General features: G+C 71.2%; 14 protein-coding genes. 11 read left to right on the top strand and 3 right to left on the bottom strand.

Features of this window, described 5'->3' with window-relative positions:
• Nucleotides 1-102: 102 nt before the first annotated feature.
• Nucleotides 103-1119 carry a cation diffusion facilitator family transporter gene (locus AS850_RS05070; RefSeq protein ID WP_119868138.1) on the top strand — a complete coding sequence of 339 codons (1017 nt, stop codon included), beginning with the start codon at nucleotides 103-105 and terminating at the stop codon, nucleotides 1117-1119.
• Between the two features lie 98 nt (nucleotides 1120-1217).
• Here the strand turns inward: AS850_RS05070 and AS850_RS16460 are convergent, their stop codons facing one another.
• Together AS850_RS16460 and AS850_RS05060 are read right to left on the bottom strand one after the other, a co-directional pair.
• Nucleotides 1218-2999: a hypothetical protein gene (locus AS850_RS16460; RefSeq protein ID WP_164088391.1), complete on the bottom strand. Its 1782-nt coding sequence runs from the start codon at nucleotides 2997-2999 to the stop codon at nucleotides 1218-1220.
• Between the two features lie 178 nt (nucleotides 3000-3177).
• Nucleotides 3178-3780 carry a TetR/AcrR family transcriptional regulator gene (locus tag AS850_RS05060; protein WP_236940835.1) on the bottom strand — a complete coding sequence of 201 codons (603 nt, stop codon included), beginning with the start codon at nucleotides 3778-3780 and terminating at the stop codon, nucleotides 3178-3180.
• 72 nt (nucleotides 3781-3852) lie between these two features.
• Here AS850_RS05060 and AS850_RS05055 point away from each other — a divergent pair, with 72 nt between their 5' ends.
• Genes AS850_RS05055 through AS850_RS05040 form a run of 4 tightly spaced genes read left to right on the top strand, consistent with a single transcriptional unit; the run spans nucleotide 3853 to nucleotide 9015 of the window.
• Nucleotides 3853-5490, top strand: coding sequence for an ABC transporter substrate-binding protein (locus tag AS850_RS05055; protein WP_236940834.1), 1638 nt, complete (start codon nucleotides 3853-3855; stop codon nucleotides 5488-5490).
• Nucleotides 5487-6425, top strand: coding sequence for an ABC transporter permease (locus AS850_RS05050; protein WP_236940833.1), 939 nt, complete (start codon nucleotides 5487-5489; stop codon nucleotides 6423-6425). Before AS850_RS05055 ends, AS850_RS05050 begins: the two co-directional genes overlap by 4 nt.
• A gap of 5 nt (nucleotides 6426-6430) precedes the next feature.
• Nucleotides 6431-7279 carry an ABC transporter permease gene (locus AS850_RS05045; RefSeq protein ID WP_119870136.1) on the top strand — a complete coding sequence of 283 codons (849 nt, stop codon included), beginning with the start codon at nucleotides 6431-6433 and terminating at the stop codon, nucleotides 7277-7279.
• A complete protein-coding gene (locus tag AS850_RS05040) occupies nucleotides 7276-9015 on the top strand; it encodes a dipeptide ABC transporter ATP-binding protein (protein ID WP_236940832.1) in 1740 nt (579 codons plus the stop codon). The genes AS850_RS05045 and AS850_RS05040 overlap by 4 nt, the downstream gene beginning before the upstream one ends.
• Before the next feature lie 114 nt (nucleotides 9016-9129).
• Here the strand turns inward: AS850_RS05040 and proP are convergent, their stop codons facing one another.
• Entirely contained in the window at nucleotides 9130-10698 is a 1569-nt protein-coding gene (gene proP, locus AS850_RS05035) for a glycine betaine/L-proline transporter ProP (protein ID WP_119868135.1), read from the bottom strand.
• Between the two features lie 233 nt (nucleotides 10699-10931).
• On the opposite strand from proP, the gene AS850_RS16780 reads away from it, so the two are divergent.
• The 6 genes from AS850_RS16780 to AS850_RS05010 all read left to right on the top strand — a co-directional run bounded on the left by AS850_RS16780 (nucleotide 10932) and on the right by AS850_RS05010 (nucleotide 19512).
• Complete coding sequence (locus tag AS850_RS16780; protein WP_236940831.1) at nucleotides 10932-12587, top strand: ABC transporter substrate-binding protein; 1656 nt, start codon at nucleotides 10932-10934, stop codon at nucleotides 12585-12587.
• 2 nt (nucleotides 12588-12589) lie between these two features.
• Entirely contained in the window at nucleotides 12590-14320 is a 1731-nt protein-coding gene (locus AS850_RS16775; RefSeq protein ID WP_236940830.1) for a dipeptide ABC transporter ATP-binding protein, read from the top strand.
• Nucleotides 14317-15258: an ABC transporter permease gene (locus AS850_RS05025; protein ID WP_119868134.1), complete on the top strand. Its 942-nt coding sequence runs from the start codon at nucleotides 14317-14319 to the stop codon at nucleotides 15256-15258. Before AS850_RS16775 ends, AS850_RS05025 begins: the two co-directional genes overlap by 4 nt.
• Nucleotides 15255-16253, top strand: a complete 999-nt coding sequence (locus AS850_RS05020; protein ID WP_119868133.1) for an ABC transporter permease — start codon at nucleotides 15255-15257, stop codon at nucleotides 16251-16253. Before AS850_RS05025 ends, AS850_RS05020 begins: the two co-directional genes overlap by 4 nt.
• Before the next feature lie 394 nt (nucleotides 16254-16647).
• Nucleotides 16648-19251, top strand: coding sequence for a valine--tRNA ligase (gene valS, locus AS850_RS05015; RefSeq protein WP_236940829.1), 2604 nt, complete (start codon nucleotides 16648-16650; stop codon nucleotides 19249-19251).
• Between the two features lie 3 nt (nucleotides 19252-19254).
• Nucleotides 19255-19512 carry a hypothetical protein gene (locus AS850_RS05010; protein WP_119868131.1) on the top strand — a complete coding sequence of 86 codons (258 nt, stop codon included), beginning with the start codon at nucleotides 19255-19257 and terminating at the stop codon, nucleotides 19510-19512.
• Nucleotides 19513-19516: the final 4 nt, after the last annotated feature.

Genomic DNA, 19516 nt, shown 5'->3' with positions numbered 1-19516 from the left:
TTCTACTGACGAGGGCGGGCCCTCGCATTCTTCCGGGTGCTCCCCGGTGATGGCCGGATCGGTGCAGCATCGATCTTACCCGCGGAGGAGCAGACTGGAAACATGACGACAGCCGACTCCGCGACCGGAGCCCCGACCGACAGCGCCAAGACCGAGACCGCCAAGCCCGAGAGCGCCCTCACCGTGATCGTCGCCTTCACGGCGAACTTCCTCATCGCGATCGCCAAGACGGTGGCGGCGGTGCTGACCGGCTCGGCGTCGATGGTCGCCGAGTCGGCGCACTCCTGGGCCGACACCGGCAACGAGGTGTTCCTCTTCATCGCCGACCGCCGCGGCGCGCGCGTCCGCGACCGCGACCACCCGCTCGGCTACGGCAAGGAGACCTACGTCTGGTCGATGTTCGCCGCGTTCGGCCTCTTCACCGTCGGCGCCGTCGTGTCGACCTACCACGGGTTCCAGCAGCTCACCGAGTCGGAGCCCGAGACCGACTACCTCATCAACTACATCGTCCTCGCGATCGCTTTCGTGCTCGAGGGCACGTCGTTCCTCCAGGCGCTGCGGCAGGCGCGCGGAACCGCCAAGACGCGCAGGATCCCCGTGGTCCGGCACGTGCTCAGCTCGTCGAACTCGACGCTGCGGGCGGTCTTCGCGGAGGACGCCGCGGCACTGATCGGCCTGGTCATCGCGTTCCTGGGCATCCTGCTGCACCAGCTCACGGGCCTCGCGGCCTTCGACGCCGTCGGATCGATCCTGGTGGGCATCCTGCTGGGCCTGGTCGCCCTCGTGCTGATCGATCGCAACCGGCGCTTCCTGATCGGCGAGAGCCCGACCGACGAGGTCGAGTCGACCGTCCTCCGTCGTCTCCTGGAGCGGCCCGACATCGCGCGTGTCACCTACCTCCACACCGAGTTCGTCGGGCCGAGCCGTCTCTACCTGGTCGCCGCCGTCGACATGATCGGCAACGACGACGAGGAGCACGTCGCCGTGGCGCTCCGCCGCGTCGAGCGCGAGTTGGAGGAGCACGACATCGTCGAGGAGGCCGTCCTGACCCTGTCGACCCCGGACGAGAAGAGCATCGTGCCGACGACGAAGGACGCCCTGCCGGGTTCGGTGTCGTGACCGCCCGCCGGTGAGACGACGACGCCCCCGCCGATCTCCGGCGGGGGCGTCGTTCGTGTCGGGTGCGGTCGCCCGGACCCGGCCGCTCTGCGAGCGGACTACTCCGTCCGGCGACGCCGCGCGGCGACCACCAGCAGGGAGGCGCCTGCCACGAGCGCTCCGACCGCCCCGACGAGAGCCGCCCAGGGCGTCCGCGACCCGGTGAACGCGAGCTCGACCGGCGTCGACACGGCCGCCGGGTCGACGATCGGCGTGCCGCTCAGGTGCACGAGCACGACGTTGCCCGCGAGCGAGTACTCGGCGGATGTCGGGTCGACGGCGAACGCCGTGTAGAGGTAGTTGCCGGGCTTGAGCGTGAGCGTCGTCGACCAGTGCCCGGTGGCGTCGACAACGATCGAGCCGTCGTCCTCCGGCAGCAGGGACGCGTCGACGTCCGAGATGCCCGTCAGATCTCCGCCCAGAATCGCGCGGAGGTAGTTCGGGTAGAGGCGGAACAGGTACTCGATCGCGGTGTTGCCGTCCTGGGCGTAGAGGGCGATGTGATCCCCGGGCGTCCCCGTTCCCGCGACGGTGGTCTCCAGGAAACCGTGCCGGGTCGAGCTCGCCGTCCCGGTCACCCTGGCTCCGATCTCACTGATGAGGTCGTCGTAGGTGAAGTCGGCCTCGGCGGCCGGCGTCCGGAGGTTCCACCCGTCCTTCGGCACGGAGATGCCGCGCGTCGGTGAGGCCCAGGCCGCCTTCCGCGCCTCGAGGACGGCCGCTCGGGCCTTCGTCGCCTGACGGGCGCGGTCGAGCGGGGACGCGAGCGACGACGAGGCCACGGCGGCCTGCGATGCGGCAGTGGGGTCCCAGGCCGGAGTGGTGATCCTGGGCGCCTCGACGTCGACGACCGACTTCGTGACGGTGATGACGACGGGCGCCGTGAGGTCGGATGCGTGGCTGAGCGCCTCGTCGAAGTACTCGTCGGTCTGGTCGTACTTCTGCTGCACGGCCTGCAGCGACGTGGATCCCATGGGGATGAAGACCTGGCTCGACCACGTCCCGTCCGGCCCGACCAGGATCGGCTGGGTCATCGAGCCGAACGCGCCGTCGTCGGTGTAGGACCCGAACTCGTCGAACTCGTTCGTGTCGGGGGCGGCGCCGGGAGCGGTGAAGAAGAAGATGATGTTCTCGCCGGCCGTGCCCGTCCCCGACACGTCGACCGCCCCGAACTCGGTTCCGGTGTCGCTCCGGGTGGTGAAGGGCAGGGCGATCGCCGCGAACGAGGCACCCGCGGCGGGCGTCGACACGGCGGGGACGACGCTGTCGGGAGCGGGGAGCTCGAGCGCCAGGGGGACGTCCGTCAGGTCGTCCTTGCCGTGGACGCCGTAGACGTCGACGAACTGCTGGTAGGGCACGTCGGCGGGGAACACGACGGTCGCGGTGAACGACGTGGTGGTCGTCTTCCGGATGTGGGCGAGATCGGTGCCGCTCCAGTCCTCGACGACGATCTCGCTGCCCACCGGAGCCATGCCCGTGATGTCGACGGTGCGCGACGCGACGACGATCGGCACGCCCGGGAACTTCGAGACCGGCGACGTCACGGTGAGGTCGGTCGGGGCCGGTGCCAGCGCCGGGGTCGCGGGGCTCGCGACGCGCGCGGGCGGCGTGGGGGCGTTGGTCGGAGCCGGCGTCGGAACCGAGGTCGGAGCGGCGCTCGGCACGGCCGAGGCGGTCGGCGCCGGAGTCGCGGCCGGTGCGGACGAGGACGTGGCGACGGCCGACGACGCCCCGACGGGAGCGGCGGCCGAGGCAGGAGCCGCGACCAGCGCGGATCCTGCGAGCCCGAGGACGAGAGCGGTCGGCCAGGCGACCGCTTTCGCGAGGGAGGATTTCTTCACGGGGCACGGTTCTTTCGCGTGAGTCGGGAAACCCTCCGCGCGCTCCGACCCACCCCCGAGCGAGGAAGACCGCCTGGTGATCGCAGCCGGTCGTGCGACAGTAACAGGGAAGTCGGCCCCGGCGCGTCCCCCGGATGTCCCCCGTCGTTAGGGCAGATGCGTCAGCTCGTCCCGAGGCTCAGAACGACGTGTCGGCGAGACCCCGGGCGACGGGGTCGACGGCACGCTCCACGAAGGGGGCGAGGGGGCCCCGACCGATGCCGGCGCGGGCCCAGGCGACCGTCGCGGCACCGGCCGCGGCGAGGAGCGCGGCCGACACGACCTGGGGGCCGAGCGCATCCTGCCGCTCGCCGCGGCGCTCGGCGACGTAGGCGGCGACCGTCTGGTGCTGGGCCACGAAGCGGGCCGCGCCGGATGCGGTCAGGTCGTCCCCCAGGCGCATCGCCTCGCCCTGCGACAGCGCCCACGGCACCCGAGCGTCGTCGTGCGAGCGCGCGACCGCCACGAGGGCCGCCGCCACCGCGGCGACGTCGGCGAGCGCGGCGGCCTCGCGGAGGGCGCTCGCGAGACCGACGAGGCTCCTGTCCAGATCGAGCCAGAGGAGGTCGGCCTTGCCATGGAAGTAGTTGAAGAAGGTGGCCCGGCTGACGCCGGCGCGCTGGGCGATCTGGTCGACCGTCGTGCCCGCGTAGCCGTTCTCGAGGAAGAGCTCCGACGCGGCGTCGGCGAGCATCTCGGCGGAGGAGCGGCGAGGCCGGCCGGCGCGGGAAGTGGATGTCACGTCAGCATTCTCCGCTGTAGACTCGATGGGCCGCTTATTGTACCGAGTCCATAAATCAACATCGGAGTTCCCGTGCGCACCCCGCTCCTGCCCCTCCTCGCCGTCACCGCCGCCAGCGCCCTCGTCCTCACCGGATGCACGAGCGGTGCGAACCCCTCTGCGTCGAGCACCCCGGTCGCCGGAGGAACCCTGACGTACGCGTCGGGCGACGCGGAGCCCACCTGCCTCGACCCGCACGTCGGAGGCAACTACCCGCAGGCCCTCGTCGCGACGCAGTACCTCGAGGAGCTCGTGTCGAAGAACTCCGCCGGCGACATCATCCCCTGGCTCGCCACGTCGTGGAAAGCCTCCGACGACGGCCTGAGCTGGACCTTCACCCTCAAGAAGGGCGTCACCTTCACCGACGGCACCCCCTTCGACGCCGCCGCGGTCGTGGCGAACATCAAGCACGTGCAGGATCCCTCGACTCTCTCGTCGACCGGGTACCTCGCCCTCGGCAAGGTCAAGAGCGCGACGGCCGTCGACGCCACCACGGTGACGCTCGGCCTGTCGAGCCCCGACAGCTCGCTCCTCGACTCCCTGTCGCAGCCCTGGCTCGCCATGGAGTCACCCACGGCGCTGAAGCGCACGCAGGCGGTCAACTGCGAGTCGCCCGTCGGCACCGGTCCTTTCAAAGTCACGAAGTGGGTCAAGCAGCAGGCGATCACCCTGGTGCGGAACGATTCATACACCTCGCCCCCGAAGGACGCCGCACACACCGGCAAGGCCTATCTGTCGCAGATCACCTGGCGGTTCATCCCCGATTCCGCGACGCGCTACGCGGCCCTCCAGGCCGGAGACGTGGACGTGATCGACAACGCGCAGCCCGACACGCTCGTCGCCGCCGCGAAGAGTTCCCAGATCACGGCGATCGACGCGCCCCGCCCCGGCGCCTCCGACCGCCTCGAGCTCAACTCCGCTCAGGCTCCGTTCGACGACGAGAAGGTCCGCCAGGCGTTCATCACGGGTGTCGACGTGAACGCCGGCATCACGAGCCTCTTCTTCGGCACCGCCAAGCGCTCCTACTCGCTCCTCTCCAGCGTCGAGAAGGACGGCTACTCCGCCCCCTCGCTCTTCACCGTCGACACCGCCAAGGCGAACACCCTCCTCGACGAGGCGGGCTGGACGAGCCGCGACTCGGCCGGCTACCGGGTGAAGGACGGCAAGCGCCTGACCGTCCGGTTCCCCGTGTCGACGAACCAGTCGATCCCCGCCGAGAGGTCGCTCTTCGAGCAGATCCAGGCCAACGCGAAGAACCTCGGTTTCGACGTCGAGATCAGCCAGCTCGACCTGTCCAGCTGGTACGGCGCCCTCGCGGCGCACAAGTACGAGATCGTGAGCGCCCCCTACACGAAGGTCGGCCCGGGCGTCCTCGGGATCCTCTACGACTCCGCCAGCATCACGCCCGCTCCGAGCGGCTACTTCGCCAACAACGCGCAGGTCGACTCGAAGCAGCTCGACACGCTGCTCGCGAAGGCAGGAGCCGAGAGCAACGCCACCCTGCGCAAGGATCTCTACCAGCAGGCCCAGAAGCTCGTGCTCGACGGCTACTACGTCCTGCCGCTCTACGACCAGCAGAACCACTTCCTCTCCCGGACGAGCGTGCACGGGCTCCGCGCCCTGCCGACGGTCTCGACCCCGACGCTCTACGACACCTGGCTCCAGAAGTGATCAGGGCCGCTCTCGTCTGGCTGGTCACCCGGCTCGCGGGAGCGGCGCTGGTCCTCTGGGCGGTCGCGACGCTCATCTTCTTCGCCATCCGGCTCGTGCCCGGCGACCCGGCCGAGGCGATCCTCGGCGGACCCGGATCGCAGGCGTCGGCCGAGGCGCTCGCCCTCGTGCGCCGTCAGTACGGGCTCGATCAGCCGCTCGCCGTCCAGTACGTCGACCAGCTCGGCCGGCTCGTCCGGGGCGATCTCGGCACCTCGTACTCGCTCAAGCAGAGCGTGGCGAGCGTCCTCCGGGCCCAGGTGCCGCCCACCTTCCTGCTCGCCCTGCTCGCCCTCGTCGTCGCCTGGATCCTGGCCGTCGCCGTCGCGTGGTGGAGCGCCGGAGGCGGACGCGCGGCGAACACCGTGGCCGCGGGCCTCGAGGTGGTCGCCTCCGCCGTGCCGCACTTCCTGCTCGCGAGCGTCCTCATCATCGTCTTCTCGACCCAGCTCGGTCTCCTGCCACCGGTGAGCACCGGAACCCCGGCCGGCCTCGTGCTGCCGGTCGTGACCCTCGCGGTGCCCGTCGCCGGGTTCCTCGGGCAGGTGACCCGCGACTCCCTGCTGGATGCCTCGTCGGCGCCGTTCGCCCTGTCGGCACGGGCACGCGGCGAGAGCTCGTCGGGGGTGTTCGCCCGCCATCTCCTGCGGCACGCGGCCCTGCCCGGGCTCGCCCTGTCGGGCTGGGCGTTCGGCTCGCTGCTGAGCGGCGCGATCGTGGTGGAGTCGGTGTTCGCCCGACCCGGCCTCGGCCGCACCCTCCTCGACGCCGTCACTCTGCGCGACATCCCGCTCGTCACCGGCGTCGCGCTCCTCTCCGCCCTGGCCTACGTCGTCGTCACCGCGCTCGGGGACCTCGCCGAGAAGATCGTCGACCCGAGGGGGCGGACCGCGTGACCGCTCTGCCCGAGCTCCCGCGCACCCTCGGTCGCCCCGGCCCCGGCCGCCGGCGTCGACTCACGGTCGTGGAGGGCGCCGCTGTGGCCGTGCTCGCCGTGGTCGTTCTCGCGGCGCTGGCGCCGGGGCTCCTGGCGCCCGGGGATCCCCTCGCGATCTCGCCCGCCGACGCGTTCCGGGCGCCGTCGCTCGCCCACCCGTTCGGGACGGACGACTCCGGCCGCGACCTGCTCGCGCGGGTCGTGCACGGGACGGGGGCGTCGCTTCTGATCGGAGTCGCCGCCACCGCGATCGGCGTCGGACTGGGGCTCCTGCTCGGAATCGCCGCGGGGGTCGGCCGCCGGGCGACCGACCTCGCCGTCGGGAGACTCCTCGAGGTGATGTTCGCGCTACCGGGGCTCCTCCTCGCCCTCGTCATCATCGCGTTCGTCGGCCCGGGACCGCTGCCCGCCACGATCGCCGTCGGACTCGCCACGGCGCCCGGCTACGCGCGGATCTTCCGCACTCAGATCCGATGCGTGAGGGCCTCCGAGATGGTCGAGGCGGCGCGCGTGCTGGGGCGGTCGCCGCTGACGATCCTGACCCGTCACATCCTGCCGAACGCGCTCGCGCCCGTCGTCGTGCTCGCGACCCTCGGGGTCGGCCAGGCCGTCGTCTGGGCGTCGTCGCTCAGCTACCTCGGACTCGGCTCGCCGCCGCCCGCTCCCGAGTGGGGCGCGATGCTCGAGGCAGGGCGGACCTATCTCGCCGTGGCGTGGTGGATGACGGTGTTCCCGGGGCTCGCCATCGTGCTGACGGCGTCGGCGACGACGGTGATCGGGCGACGGCTCGCCCGGCGCGGAGGTGCGCGGTGACGGGGCGCGGGCGCGAGGACGACGGCTCGAACGGCGTCGCCGGGGTCGGCCGGATCGTCGTCGAGCGGCTGTCGGTCGCTTTCGACGGGGCGGCGGCCGTCCGCGACGTATCGTTCGAGCTCGCGCGCGGCGAGTGCGTCGCCCTGGTCGGCGAGTCCGGCTCCGGCAAGAGCGTCACGGCTCGCGCGCTCCTCGGTCTGACGGGCGGTGACGTCACCGCCGACGAGCTCTCGCTCGACGGGCGGACGCTCCTCGGGCTCGGCGAGCGCGCCTGGCGCCGGCTGCGCGGACCCCGCATCGGGCTCGTGCTGCAGGACGCTCTGGTCTCGCTCGACCCCCTCCGACCGATCGGACGCGAGATCGACGACTCGCTCCGCCTCCACACGCGCCTCTCCGCGGCCGAGCGTCGGAGGCGCGTCCTCGAGGTCCTCGACGAGGTCGGCATGCCCGAGGCGGAGAGGCGTCGCTCGCAGCGCTCCGGTGAGCTGTCGGGCGGCCTCCGCCAGCGGGCCCTCATCGCCGCCGCTCTCGCGCTCGACCCCGACGTGGTGATCGCCGACGAGCCGACGACGGCCCTCGACGCCCAGGTGCAGCGGCAGGTCGTCGACCGGCTCGCCGCCCTGCGCGACGCCGGGACCGCGGTCCTCGCGATCAGCCACGACCTCGGCGCCGTCCGCCGGCTCGCCGATCGCGTCGTCGTCCTGCGCGACGGCGAGGTGGTGGAGCAGGGGCCGGTCGAGCAGATCCTCGACGCGCCGCGGCACGAGTACACGCGCAGCCTGGTCGCGGCGCTCCCGGCCGGGAAGCCGCGGGGCACGCGCCTGTCCCCGGGCGGGTCTCGGCCCGGCGTCGGTGACGGAGTCGGTGACGGAGTCGGTGACGGCGTCGGAGTCGGTGACGGCGTCGGAGTCGGTGACGGCGTCGGAGAACGCGGTCTTTCCGGTCCGACGAGTCCCGCGAGAGCCGCCTCCGACCGAGAAGACCGCGTTCTCCCCCGGGTCCTCCTCCGTGCGACGGGCCTCGTGCGGCGCTTCGGCGACCGCGCCGCGGTCGACGACGTCTCGCTGGAACTCCGCGCCGGGGAGACCCTCGGGCTGGTCGGCGCGTCCGGTTCCGGGAAGACGACGACGGCGCGCATCCTGCTGGGCCTCGACACGCCCGACGAGGGATCGGTCGAGCTGCTGGGCGAAGCGTGGAACCCGCTTTCGGAACACGAGCGCCGCGCGCGCCGGGCCGCTCTCGGGGCGATCTACCAGGACGCCCTCAGCTCCTTCGATCCCCGATTCACGGTGGGCAGGATCCTGGCCGACGCCCTCACGGCCGGGCGCAGCACCCGGACCGGTCCCGTCCGCGCCCGCGTCGAGACGCTGCTCGGCGAGGTGGGACTCGCGGCCTCGCTCGCCGACCGCTCCCCCGCCTCCCTCTCCGGCGGGCAGCGTCAGCGCGTCGCGATCGCGCGGGCTCTCGCTCCTGAGCCGCTCGTGCTCGTCTGCGACGAGCCGGTGTCGTCCCTCGACGTGACCGTGCAGGCGCAGGTGCTGGACCTCCTCGACGAGCTGCAGGAGTCGCGCGGCCTCGCCCTGCTGTTCATCTCGCACGACCTCGAGGTGATCCGGCACGTGAGCGACCACGTCGCCGTGATGCACGAGGCGCGTGTCGTCGAGCAGGCGCCGACGGAGCAGCTCTTCGCCGCGCCCGAGCACCCTTACACGCGGTCGCTCCTCGCGGCGCGCTGACGCGTCTGCGCCCGACCGGCGCCCGCGCCGCCCCACCCGGCGAGACTCCACAACACGCCACTCACCTTCGCGAAACGTGGCCAAACGTGGAGTCTCGCCGGCCACCGCCCCAAGTCAGTGCGCCGTCCGCGACACCGCCTCATCGACCACGGGCGGCGAAGCGGGGCGCACGATGTCGATCGGCCCCGACTGCGCGAACTCGACGGCCCACTCCGACCGCGCGACCTCGCTCGACTCGTCGGCGTACGCCGCGACGAGGGCCTCGGCCTCCTCGTCCGTGGCGACGGACGGGCCGGATCCGAGCAGCGGCGTGTTCGCCGTCTCCTTGGTGAACCACACGGCCACCAGCCCGATCACCGCCGCGATCATCAGGTAGAACGCGGGGATGTCGTTCGCCCAGGGGAAGCCCTGTCGATCCGCCCACGCGACCAGCGACTCGGTCACGAGCGGCGTGGTCCCGCCGAACAGCGACACGGAGACGTTGAACGCGATCGCGAGCGCCCCGTAGCGGATGATCGTCGGGAAAAGCGCCGGCAGGGTGGAGGGCATCGTCGACGTGAACGTCACGAGCACGAGGCCGAGCAGGAGCAGCCCCACGAACACGAGCACCGTCGAGTCCGTCTGCACCAGCTTGAGCGCGGGCCACGACAGCACGAGGAACCCGAGGCAACCGGCGAACAGCACGGGGCGTCGACCGAAGCGGTCGGAGAGGCGTCCGCCGAGCCCGATGACGGCCATCATCAGCACCATCACGACGATGATCAGGACGAGCCCGTTGGTCGCGTCGCGGCCCAGAGTGGTCGTGAGGTACGTCGGCATGTACGACAGCAGCATGTAGTCGGTGACGTTGAAGACGAGCACGAGACCGATGCAGACGATGAGCGCGCGCCAGTTCTCGGCGAACAGGCGCAGCACGGGCGTCTTGACGGCCTCGCGCTGCGACGCCTCCTCCTGCTGCCGCTGGAAGGCCGGCGTCTCCTCCAGCTTGAGGCGGAGGTAGAGCCCGACGAGGCCCAGCGGCCCGGCGACGAGGAACGGGATGCGCCAGCCCCAGCCGAGGAGGGCGTCCTCCGGCATGGCGACCTGCAGCACCGTGACGAGCGAGGCGCCGAGGACGTAACCGCCGAGGGTCCCGAACTCGAGCCACGACCCCATGAAGCCGCGGCGCCGATCCGGGGAGTACTCGGCGATGAAGGTCGCGGCGCCCCCGTACTCGCCACCCGTCGAGAAGCCCTGGACGAGACGCGCGAGCAGCAGGAGCAGCGGTGCCCACACCCCGATCGTCGAGAAGTCCGGCAGGAGCCCGATGGCGAAGGTGCCCGCCGCCATCATGATCATCGTCACGGCCAGCACCTTCTGCCGCCCGATCCGGTCGCCCAGGGGGCCGAAGAAGGCACCGCCGATCGGACGCACGATGAACGCGGCGGTGAAGGTCGCGAAGGTGAGGATGACGCTCAGCGTCGGATCGAGGTCCGGGTAGAAGACCCTCGCGAGCGTCGTCGTCAGGTACGCGAAGACGCCGAAATCGAACCACTCCATCCCGTTTCCGAGGGCGGCGGCCGCGACGGCCCGCTTCAGCAGCGGCTCCTCCACGACCGTGACGTCTCCTGTGGTCAGCTGCCGGCGCCCTTGCCTGGTCGTGCGGATCTTCGACGGGGTGGAACGGGGTAGCTGATCACTCATACGCATCTCCTGGTTTCGTGGCAAAAAACCCGTCGAGCCTACCAGACGCCGAAATGTCAGTCCCGGATGCGACGATTGCGGCGAATCGGGAATGCCACGGGAGGTCACGCGATTTGGTTACGGAGGCGACGCTCGAAAGGGTGGAGCCGCACAGATCGTCACCGGAGGGCCGCCCACCGCGGTCGGCTCCGGCCGCTCAGCACCACCCGTTCAGCAGATGCAAGGGATCGCTCATGAAAAACGTCGTCCGCGCGGGAGCCGTCGCTCTCACCGCCGCCCTCCTCGTCACGGGCTGCACCTCCACCTCCGGCGGTGGGTCCGCCACGGGTTCCGCCGGCGGGACCCTGACGATCCTCACCGCGGCGCCGAAGATCGACCTCGATCCGGCCAAGAGCCAGAACCTCGCCATCACGACCCTCGGTCTCGTCGAGCGCCGCCTGACGACGTGGAAGATCGTGCCGGGCAAGACCCCCGAGGTCGTCCCCGACCTGGCCACGACCACCGGCACCGCGAGCGACGACGGCAAGACCTGGAGCTACACGCTGAAGGACGGCCTGAAGTTCGCCGACGGCAGCCCGATCACGACGGCCGACATCAAGTACGGCATCGAACGGTCCTTCGCCGACCAGCTCGCGGGCGGTCTCGGCTACCACAAAACCCTCCTCGTGGGCGGCTCCGACTACAAGGGTCCGTACTCCGGCAAGGAGCTCTCCTCCATCGAGACGCCGGATTCCAAGACGATCGTCTTCCACCTCGACGCCGCCTACGGCGACTGGCCGTGGATCGCCTCGATGCCCGCCTTCACGCCCGTGCCCAAGGCGAAGGACAAACCGGCCACCTACGGCCAGAACCCGGTCGCCTCGGGCCCGTATCAGGTGGCGTCGTTCTCGCAGGGCAGCCAGCTCACGCTGAAGCGCAACCCGAATTGGAGCGAAGCCACCGACTCCGTCCGGACGGCCGGTCCCGACCAGGTCGTCTTCAAGATGGGCCAGGACGAGAGCACGACCACCCAGACGCTCATCGCCGACAACGGCGACGCCCGGAACAGCTTCGGCGCCGGTTACCTCGGTGCGGCGGAGCTCGCGCAGGTGAAGGCCAACCCCGACGCCGCGAAGCGCCTCGCCACCTCCCAGGCCGGCCCCCTGTCGTACCTCGCGATCAACACGCAGAGCGGTGCCCTGAAAGACCTGGCCGTGCGCCAGGCCCTCGAGTACGCCGTCGACAAGAAGTCGTTCCTGATCGCCTCCGGCGGGTCCTCGGCCGGTCAGACCGCCTCGACGCTCATCACTCCCGGAATCGCCGGCCGCCAGAGCTACGATCTCTACCCGGCCGGAGCCGACGGCGACGTCGCGAAGGCGAAGTCGCTCCTCGAGAAGGCGGGCCGGTCGTCCGGGCTCAGCCTGCGGCTCCTGACGCAGAACGACTCCGCGTCGCTCGCTCAGGCGCAGGCCCTCCAGCAGGGCATCGAGCGCGCCGGCATCAAGGTCACCCTGAAGCCGGAGGATCAGACGTCCTTCTACTCCGACGCGACCGCCACCTCGGCGAACTACGACCTCGCCCTGTACAGCTGGCAGCCCGACTTCCCGAGCGCCAACGCGAACATCCAGCCGCTCTTCGCGTCGAGCGAGATCGGCTCCGGCGGCAACAACGTCTCGCACTACTCGAACCCCGAGGTCGACGCGCTGATCGCCAAGGCGTCGGCGACCGTCGACCAGGCGGCGGCGCAGAAGCTGTGGGCCCAGGCCGACAAGCTCATCCTGCAGGATGCCCCCGTCGTCCCGCTGACCTACGCGAAGCAGTCGTTCCTCCACGGCTCGAACGTGCAGAACTTCTTCATCGCGTCGTTCCCGGCCTACCCGAACTACCTCACGCTCTCGCTGTCGAAGTGACCGTGAGCACCCACTCCCCCGCCGTCCTGTCGGTGAAGGGCCTCCGGGTCGCCTTCGCCGACGGGTCGGGCGAACCCGTGCGCCGGGTCGTGCACGACGTCTCGTTCGAGGTGCGGCGCGGCCAGGTGCTGGCGCTCGTCGGGGAGTCGGGGTCGGGCAAGAGCGTCACGGCGATGTCCACCCTCGGGCTCCTGCCGCCGGATGCCTCCGTCGAAGGGAGCATCCGGCTCGGCTCCGACGAGCTGGTCGGTGCCTCCGGGGAGCTGCTCCGGTCGGTCCGCGGCGGCCGGATCGGCACCATCTTCCAGGAGCCGATGACCGCGTTCGACCCGGTCCTCTCGATCGGCAGCCAGATGGCCGAGGCCATCCGCGCCCACGGCGGCGGCTCCCGGCACGCGGTGCGCGACCGCATCCTGGAGCTTCTGCGGTCGGCCGGCGTGCGCGACCCCGAGCGGGTGCGCCGGGCCTTCCCGCACGAGCTCTCGGGTGGCCAGCTCCAGCGCGCCATGATCGCGATGGCGCTCTCCGGAGATCCGTCGCTCCTGATCGCCGACGAGCCGACGACGGCGCTCGACGTGACGGTCCAGGCGGGGATCCTCGAGCTCCTTCGCGAACTCCGCGACCGCCTCGGCACGGCCGTCCTGCTCATCACGCACGACATGGGCGTCGTGGCCGACCTGGCCGACGACGTCGTGGTGATGCGCGAGGGGCGGATCGTGGAGCGGGCCGACGTGGCGACGCTCTTCTCGCGCCCGAGCGACGACTACACGAAAGACCTGCTCGCGGCCGTGCCGAAGCTCGGCGAGCTCGACGTGGCGGAGCGCCCCGCGGCTCCTGCGGTGACCCACGATGCGGGCGCCCACGACGGCCGTCCGCTCGCGGCCGAGCTGGCCGGCGTCGACGTCGTCTACGCCGGCCGGGGCCTCCGGGCGACGTCGGCGAAGGCCGTCGACGACGTGTCGCTGGCGATCCCGCGCGGCTCGATCCTCGGGCTCGTCGGCGAATCCGGATCCGGCAAGTCGACCGTCGGGCGGACCCTGCTGGGGCTGCTCCAGCCGCGGTCGGGGAGCGTGAGCGTCGGCGGTGTCGACCTGGCGCGGGCCTCGGCTCGGGAACTGCGTCGAGCGCGCGCCTCGATCGGGACGGTCTTCCAGGATCCCGCCTCGTCGCTCAACCCCCGCCAGACCATCGGCGACAGCGTCGCGGAGCCGCTGCGACTCCACTCGTCGCTCGACCAGGCGGCGCGGCGATCCCGGGTCGCCGAGCTCCTCGAGAGCGTCCACCTCCCCCGCGACGCCGCGACGCGCTACCAGCACGAGCTCTCCGGCGGGCAGCGGCAGCGGGTCGCCATCGCCCGCGCCGTCGCGCTCGGGCCGGCGCTCCTGATCGCCGACGAGCCGACCAGCGCCCTCGACGTCTCGGTGCAGGCCCTCGTGCTCGACCTCCTCCGCGACCTCCAGCGCGACCTCGGTTTCGCCTGCCTCTTCATCAGTCACGATCTCGCGGTCGTCTCCGAGCTCGCTGACGAGGTGGCCGTGATGCGCGCCGGCCGCATCGTCGAGCGCGGTCCCGTCGACGACGTGCTGCGGCGGCCCACGGAGGCCTACACGCGGCGACTGCTCGCGGCCGCGCCGGTCGCCGACCCCGTCGCGCAGCGCACCCGTCGCGAGGCCTGGCGGGCACTCCCGACCGACGACCGCACGACCACGACGACGCTTCCGGAGAGCGCATGAGCACCCTCACGACCGCCGCCGACGACGCGGTCGCCCCCAGCGCCACCGGCTTCCGCCGCGTCGTCCAGCGCCTCCGTCGCGACCGCTGGGCGGTGGCCGGGGTCATCATCATCGCCGTCATCGTGCTCTCGGCCGTCTTCGCGCCGCTCCTGACCGCCATCACCGGGCAGGATCCCTACACGTACCACCTCTCGACTCTCGACGACTCCGGGGTCCCCCTCGGCTTCGGCGGCGGCATCTCGGCCACGCACTGGTTCGGCGTCGAGCCGTCGACGGGACGCGACCTCTTCGCGATCGTCGTCTACGGGGCGCGCATCTCGCTTCTCGTGAGCCTCGGTGCGACGGTCCTCGCCGTCGCCGTGGGCGTCCTCGTCGGCGTCACCACCGGGTTCTTCGGCGGCTGGTACGACCGCGTGCTCAGCCGTGTCGTCGACGTCCTCTTCGGATTCCCGAGCCTCGTCTTCATGATCTCGCTGACCGCCATCGTGCCGACGTCGTTCCCGAAGCCGGTCCTGATCGTGCTCGTCATCGGCTTCTTCGGTTGGCCGTCGATCGCCCGGGTCGTCCGCGGGCAGGTGCTCTCGCTCCGGGAGCGCGACTACGTCGTGGCCTCCACCGCGATGGGTGCGGGGCCGTGGCACGTCATCGGCCGCCAGGTGCTGCCGAACGTCACGGCGACGATCGTCGTGTTCGCCACCATCTCGATCCCGAGCATGATCGGCGTCGAGGCGGCCCTGTCGTTCCTCGGCGTCGGCGTCCCGCCGCCCACCCCCTCGTGGGGCCGGACCATCGGAAACGCGATCACGTGGGTCCAGACCGACCCGCTCTACCTCGTCTTCCCGGGCCTCGCGCTCTTCCTCGTCACCTTCGCGTTCAACGTGCTCGGCGACGGGCTCCGCGACGCCCTCGACCCTCGCCGGGGAGGCCGCCTCCGATGACCACCGTCCGCTTCGTGGCCTTCCGCCTGGTCGGGATGCTCGCCGTCCTCCTCGTGATCGCCGCCGTCACGTACGCGCTGTTCTACGCACTCCCGACGAACCCGGCACAGCTTAGCTGCGGGAAGCCCTGCACCCCCGAGAACCTCGCCCGGGTGAAGTCGTTCCTCGGCTACGACCTGCCCTGGTACCAGCAGTTCCTCGACTACCTCCGCGGCGTCGTCGTCGGCCGCACCTACGGCTCCGGCCAGGCGGCGATCGTCTGCGGCGCCCCGTGCTTCGGCTACTCGTTCCAGCTCAACGACACCGTCACGAACCTCATCGCCTCGCGCCTGCCCGTCACCGTCTCGATCGCGGTCGGCGCCGCAATCGTCTGGCTCGTTTTCGGCGTGGCCGGGGGCGTCGCCTCCGCTCTCAAGCGCGGGTCCCTCGTCGACCGGGGCATCATGACCGTCGCGATCGCAGGAGTCTCGGCGCCGACCTACCTCGTCGGGCTCCTGGCGATCCTCCTCTTCGGCTTCACCCTCGGGATCCTGCCCGCGAGCGGCTACGTGGCGTTCGCCGACGACCCGGTCGGTTGGCTGACGCACCTGATCCTGCCGTGGTTCACGCTGGCGTTCGTGTCGGGGGCGATCTACGCGCGCCTCACGCGCGGGCAGATGCTCGAGGTCATGGGCGAGGACTACATCCGCACCGCCCGGGCCAAGGGGCTGCGGGAGTCGCAGGTCGTCGTGCGGCACGGGCTCCGGAACGCGCTCCTGCCCGTCGTCACCCTCTTCGGGCTCGACCTCGGCTCGCTGCTCGGCGGCGCCGTGATCACCGAGAAGGTGTTCTCGATGCAGGGCCTCGGGTCGCTCCTCATCAGCGCGGTGTCGACCCTCGATCTCCAGGTCGTGGTCGGGTTCACGCTGTTCGCGGCGTTCCTCATCGTGTTCGCGAACTTCGTCGTCGACATCGTCTACGGCCTCGTCGACCCGAGGGTGCGCTCGCGCGCGTAGCGCGCCGCTCCCCCCGGCCGCCCGGCTCGGCCCGCCGACCCGCGCTCCCGCGCTCCCGCGCTCCCGCGCTCCCGCGCTCCCGCGCTCCCGCGCTCCGCGAGACTCCACGACTCGCCACTCACTTTCGCGAAACGTGGCCAAACGTGGAGCCTCACCGAGCGGCGCCCCGGCAGCCCAGGCCGAGACTCCACGACTCGCCACTCACTTTCGCGAAACGTGGCCAAACGTGGAGTCCCACCGAGCGGCGCGCCGCGGCCCGGGCCGCACGCGGGCACGCAGGCACACAGGCACGCACCCCACCAACGGGCCCCGGCCGCTCCGGATACACTCGATGCACGACATCCAGGCACCTCACCATCGACACGGTGCCGCCCATACGATCGGAGACCGCGCCATGACGACACCCATGCCCGACAAGCCCGCCCTCGAAGGCCTCGAGGAGCGCTGGGGTCCCCGGTGGGAGTCCGAGGGCACCTATCTCTTCGATCGTGCGACCGCTCTGGCCCGTCGGAGCGAGAGCGGCGAGACGCTCTTCTCCATCGACACGCCTCCCCCCACGGCCTCCGGCAGCCTCCACATCGGCCACGTGTTCAGCTACACCCACACCGACGTCAAGGCGCGGTTCGAGCGGATGCGCGGCAAGAGCGTCTTCTACCCGATGGGGTGGGACGACAACGGGCTCCCCACCGAGCGCCGCGTCCAGAACTTCTACGGCGTCCGCTGCGACCCGTCGCTCCCCTACGACCCCGACTTCACTCCTCCCTTCGAGGGCGGCGACAACAAGTCCTCCAAGGCCGCCGATCAGCTGCCCATCTCGCGCCGCAACTTCGTCGAGCTCTGCGAGCGCCTGACCGTCGAGGACGAGAAGCAGTTCGAGGACGTCTGGCGGAAGCTCGGCCTCTCCGTCGACTGGACCCAGTCGTACCGCACCATCGGCGACGAGTCGCAGGCCATCGCCCAGAAGACGTTCCTCCGCAACCTGGCCCGCGGCGAGGCCTACCAGGCCGACGCCCCGACGCTCTGGGACGTCACGTTCCGGACCGCCGTCGCCCAGGCGGAGCTCGAAGACAAGGAGATGCCCGGCGCGTACCACACGCTCGCCTTCCACCGGGCCGACGGCGACGGCATCCTCATCAAGACGACGCGCCCCGAACTGCTCCCCGCCTGCGTGGCCCTCGTCGCGCATCCTGAGGACGAGCGCTACCAGCCGCTCTTCGGCACGACCGTCCGCACCCCGCTCTTCGACGTCGAGGTCCCGGTGCTCGCGCACCACCTCGCGCAGAAGGACAAGGGCTCCGGCATCGCGATGATCTGCACCTTCGGTGACACCACCGACGTCGTCTGGTGGCGTGAGCTCGACCTGCCGAACCGCGCGGTCCTCGGCTTCGACGGGCGCTTCGTCTCCGAGGCTCCCGCCGCGATCACCTCCGAGGCCGGTCGCGAGGCCTACGCCCAGCTCGCCGGCAAGACCGTCTTCAGCGCGAAGACGGCCATCGTCGAGCAGCTGACCGCCTCGGGCGAACTCGTCGGCGAGATCGAGAAGATCACGCACCCGGTGAAGTTCTTCGAGAAGGGCGACAAGCCCCTCGAGATCGTCTCGACCCGCCAGTGGTACATCGTCAACGGGGCTCGCGACGAGGAGCTCCGCCAGACACTGCTCCGCCGCGGCGAGGAGGTCGACTTCCACCCCGACTTCATGCGCGTCCGCTACGAGAACTGGGTCAAGGGTCTCTCGGGCGACTGGCTCATCTCGCGCCAGCGCTTCTTCGGCGTGCCGATCCCGGTCTGGTACCCCCTCGACGCGGACGGCAACCCCGTGTTCGACAGCCCGATCGTGCCGAACGAGGAGTCGCTGCCGGTCGACCCGTCGAGCGACACCGCTCCCGGCTACGAGGAGTCGCAGCGGGGCGTCCCGGGCGGCTTCCAGGGCGAGGTCGACGTGATGGACACCTGGGCGACCTCGTCGCTCACGCCCCAGCTGGCCGGCCGCTGGGAGCACGACCCGGAGCTCTTCGACCTCGTCTACCCGTACTCACTCCGGCCCCAGGGCCAGGACATCATCCGCACCTGGCTCTTCTCGACGGTGCTCCGTGCGCAGCTCGAGGGCGACTCGGTCCCGTGGCGGAACGCGGCCATCTCCGGCTTCATCGTCGACCCCGACCGCAAGAAGATGTCGAAGTCGAAGGGCAACGTCGTCACTCCGGCCGCGATGCTCGACGAGCACGGTTCCGATGCGGTGCGCTACTGGGCCGCCTCGTCCCGGCTCGGTACCGACGCGGCCTTCGACCCCCAGAACCCGAAGCAGATCAAGGTCGGCCGCCGCCTCGCCATCAAGGTGCTCAACGCGGCCAAGTTCGTCTACTCGTTCGAGCTGCCGTCCGGCGAGCACGGGATCACGGCTCCGCTCGACCGCGACCTGCTCGCGAACTTCGCCGCCGTCATCGAGTCCGCGACGGCCTCCCTCGAGAGCTACGACCACGCGAAGGCGCTGGAGACGATCGAGAAGTTCTTCTGGACCTTCTGCGACGACTACCTCGAGCTGGTGAAGGAGCGCGCCTACGGGGCCGACTCCGCCGCGGGTCAGGCCTCGGCCGTGCTGACGCTGCAGTCGACCGTGAACGGTCTGCTGCGGCTCCTGGCCCCCTATCTGCCCTTCGCGACCGAAGAGGTCTGGTCGTGGACCCACGACGACTCCGTGCACCGTGCCTCCTGGCCGACCACGGCCGAGCTCGGCTCGGTCGATCGCCCGTCCGGGCTGGTCGAGGCCGTCGGTCAGACCCTCATCGGCATCCGTCGCGCCAAGACCGACGCCAAGGCCTCGCAGAAGACGCCGGTGACGTCTGCCGTCGTCCGGGCACCGCAGGAGACGCTGGCTCTCGTCCGGCAGGCGGCCGACGACCTCCGCGCGGTCGGTCGCATCGCCGAGCTGACGTTCGCGGAGGGCGATGCCCTCGTCGTGAGCGACATCGTGCTCGACGAGCAGCCGACGGGGGCGTAGACCGTGCAGCTCGGAACCAGGTGGCCGGTCGGCGGCGCGAAGCCCGACCGGCTCCCCGCCGAGGTGCAGGCGGCCGTCGACGACGTCGAGCGGGAGCTCCGCGACGAGGGCGTCGACGCGTCCACCTGGCGCTGGACCCTGACGTGGCTGGAACGCAAGCCGGTCGTCGAGCTCGACGACGGGACGGTCATCCGGCAGGATGCCTCGGGCGCGGTCGTCGTGTCGGCCCCGGTCGACGACGACGTCGATCTCGACGGCTGAGCGC

It is taken from the genome of Frondihabitans sp. 762G35, from assembly GCF_002074055.1.
In the GTDB taxonomy this organism is placed as follows: Bacteria; Actinomycetota; Actinomycetes; order Actinomycetales; family Microbacteriaceae; genus Frondihabitans.
Note: the sequence above shows the minus strand (reverse complement) of the source record. Positions and strands in the feature narration are given on the sequence as shown.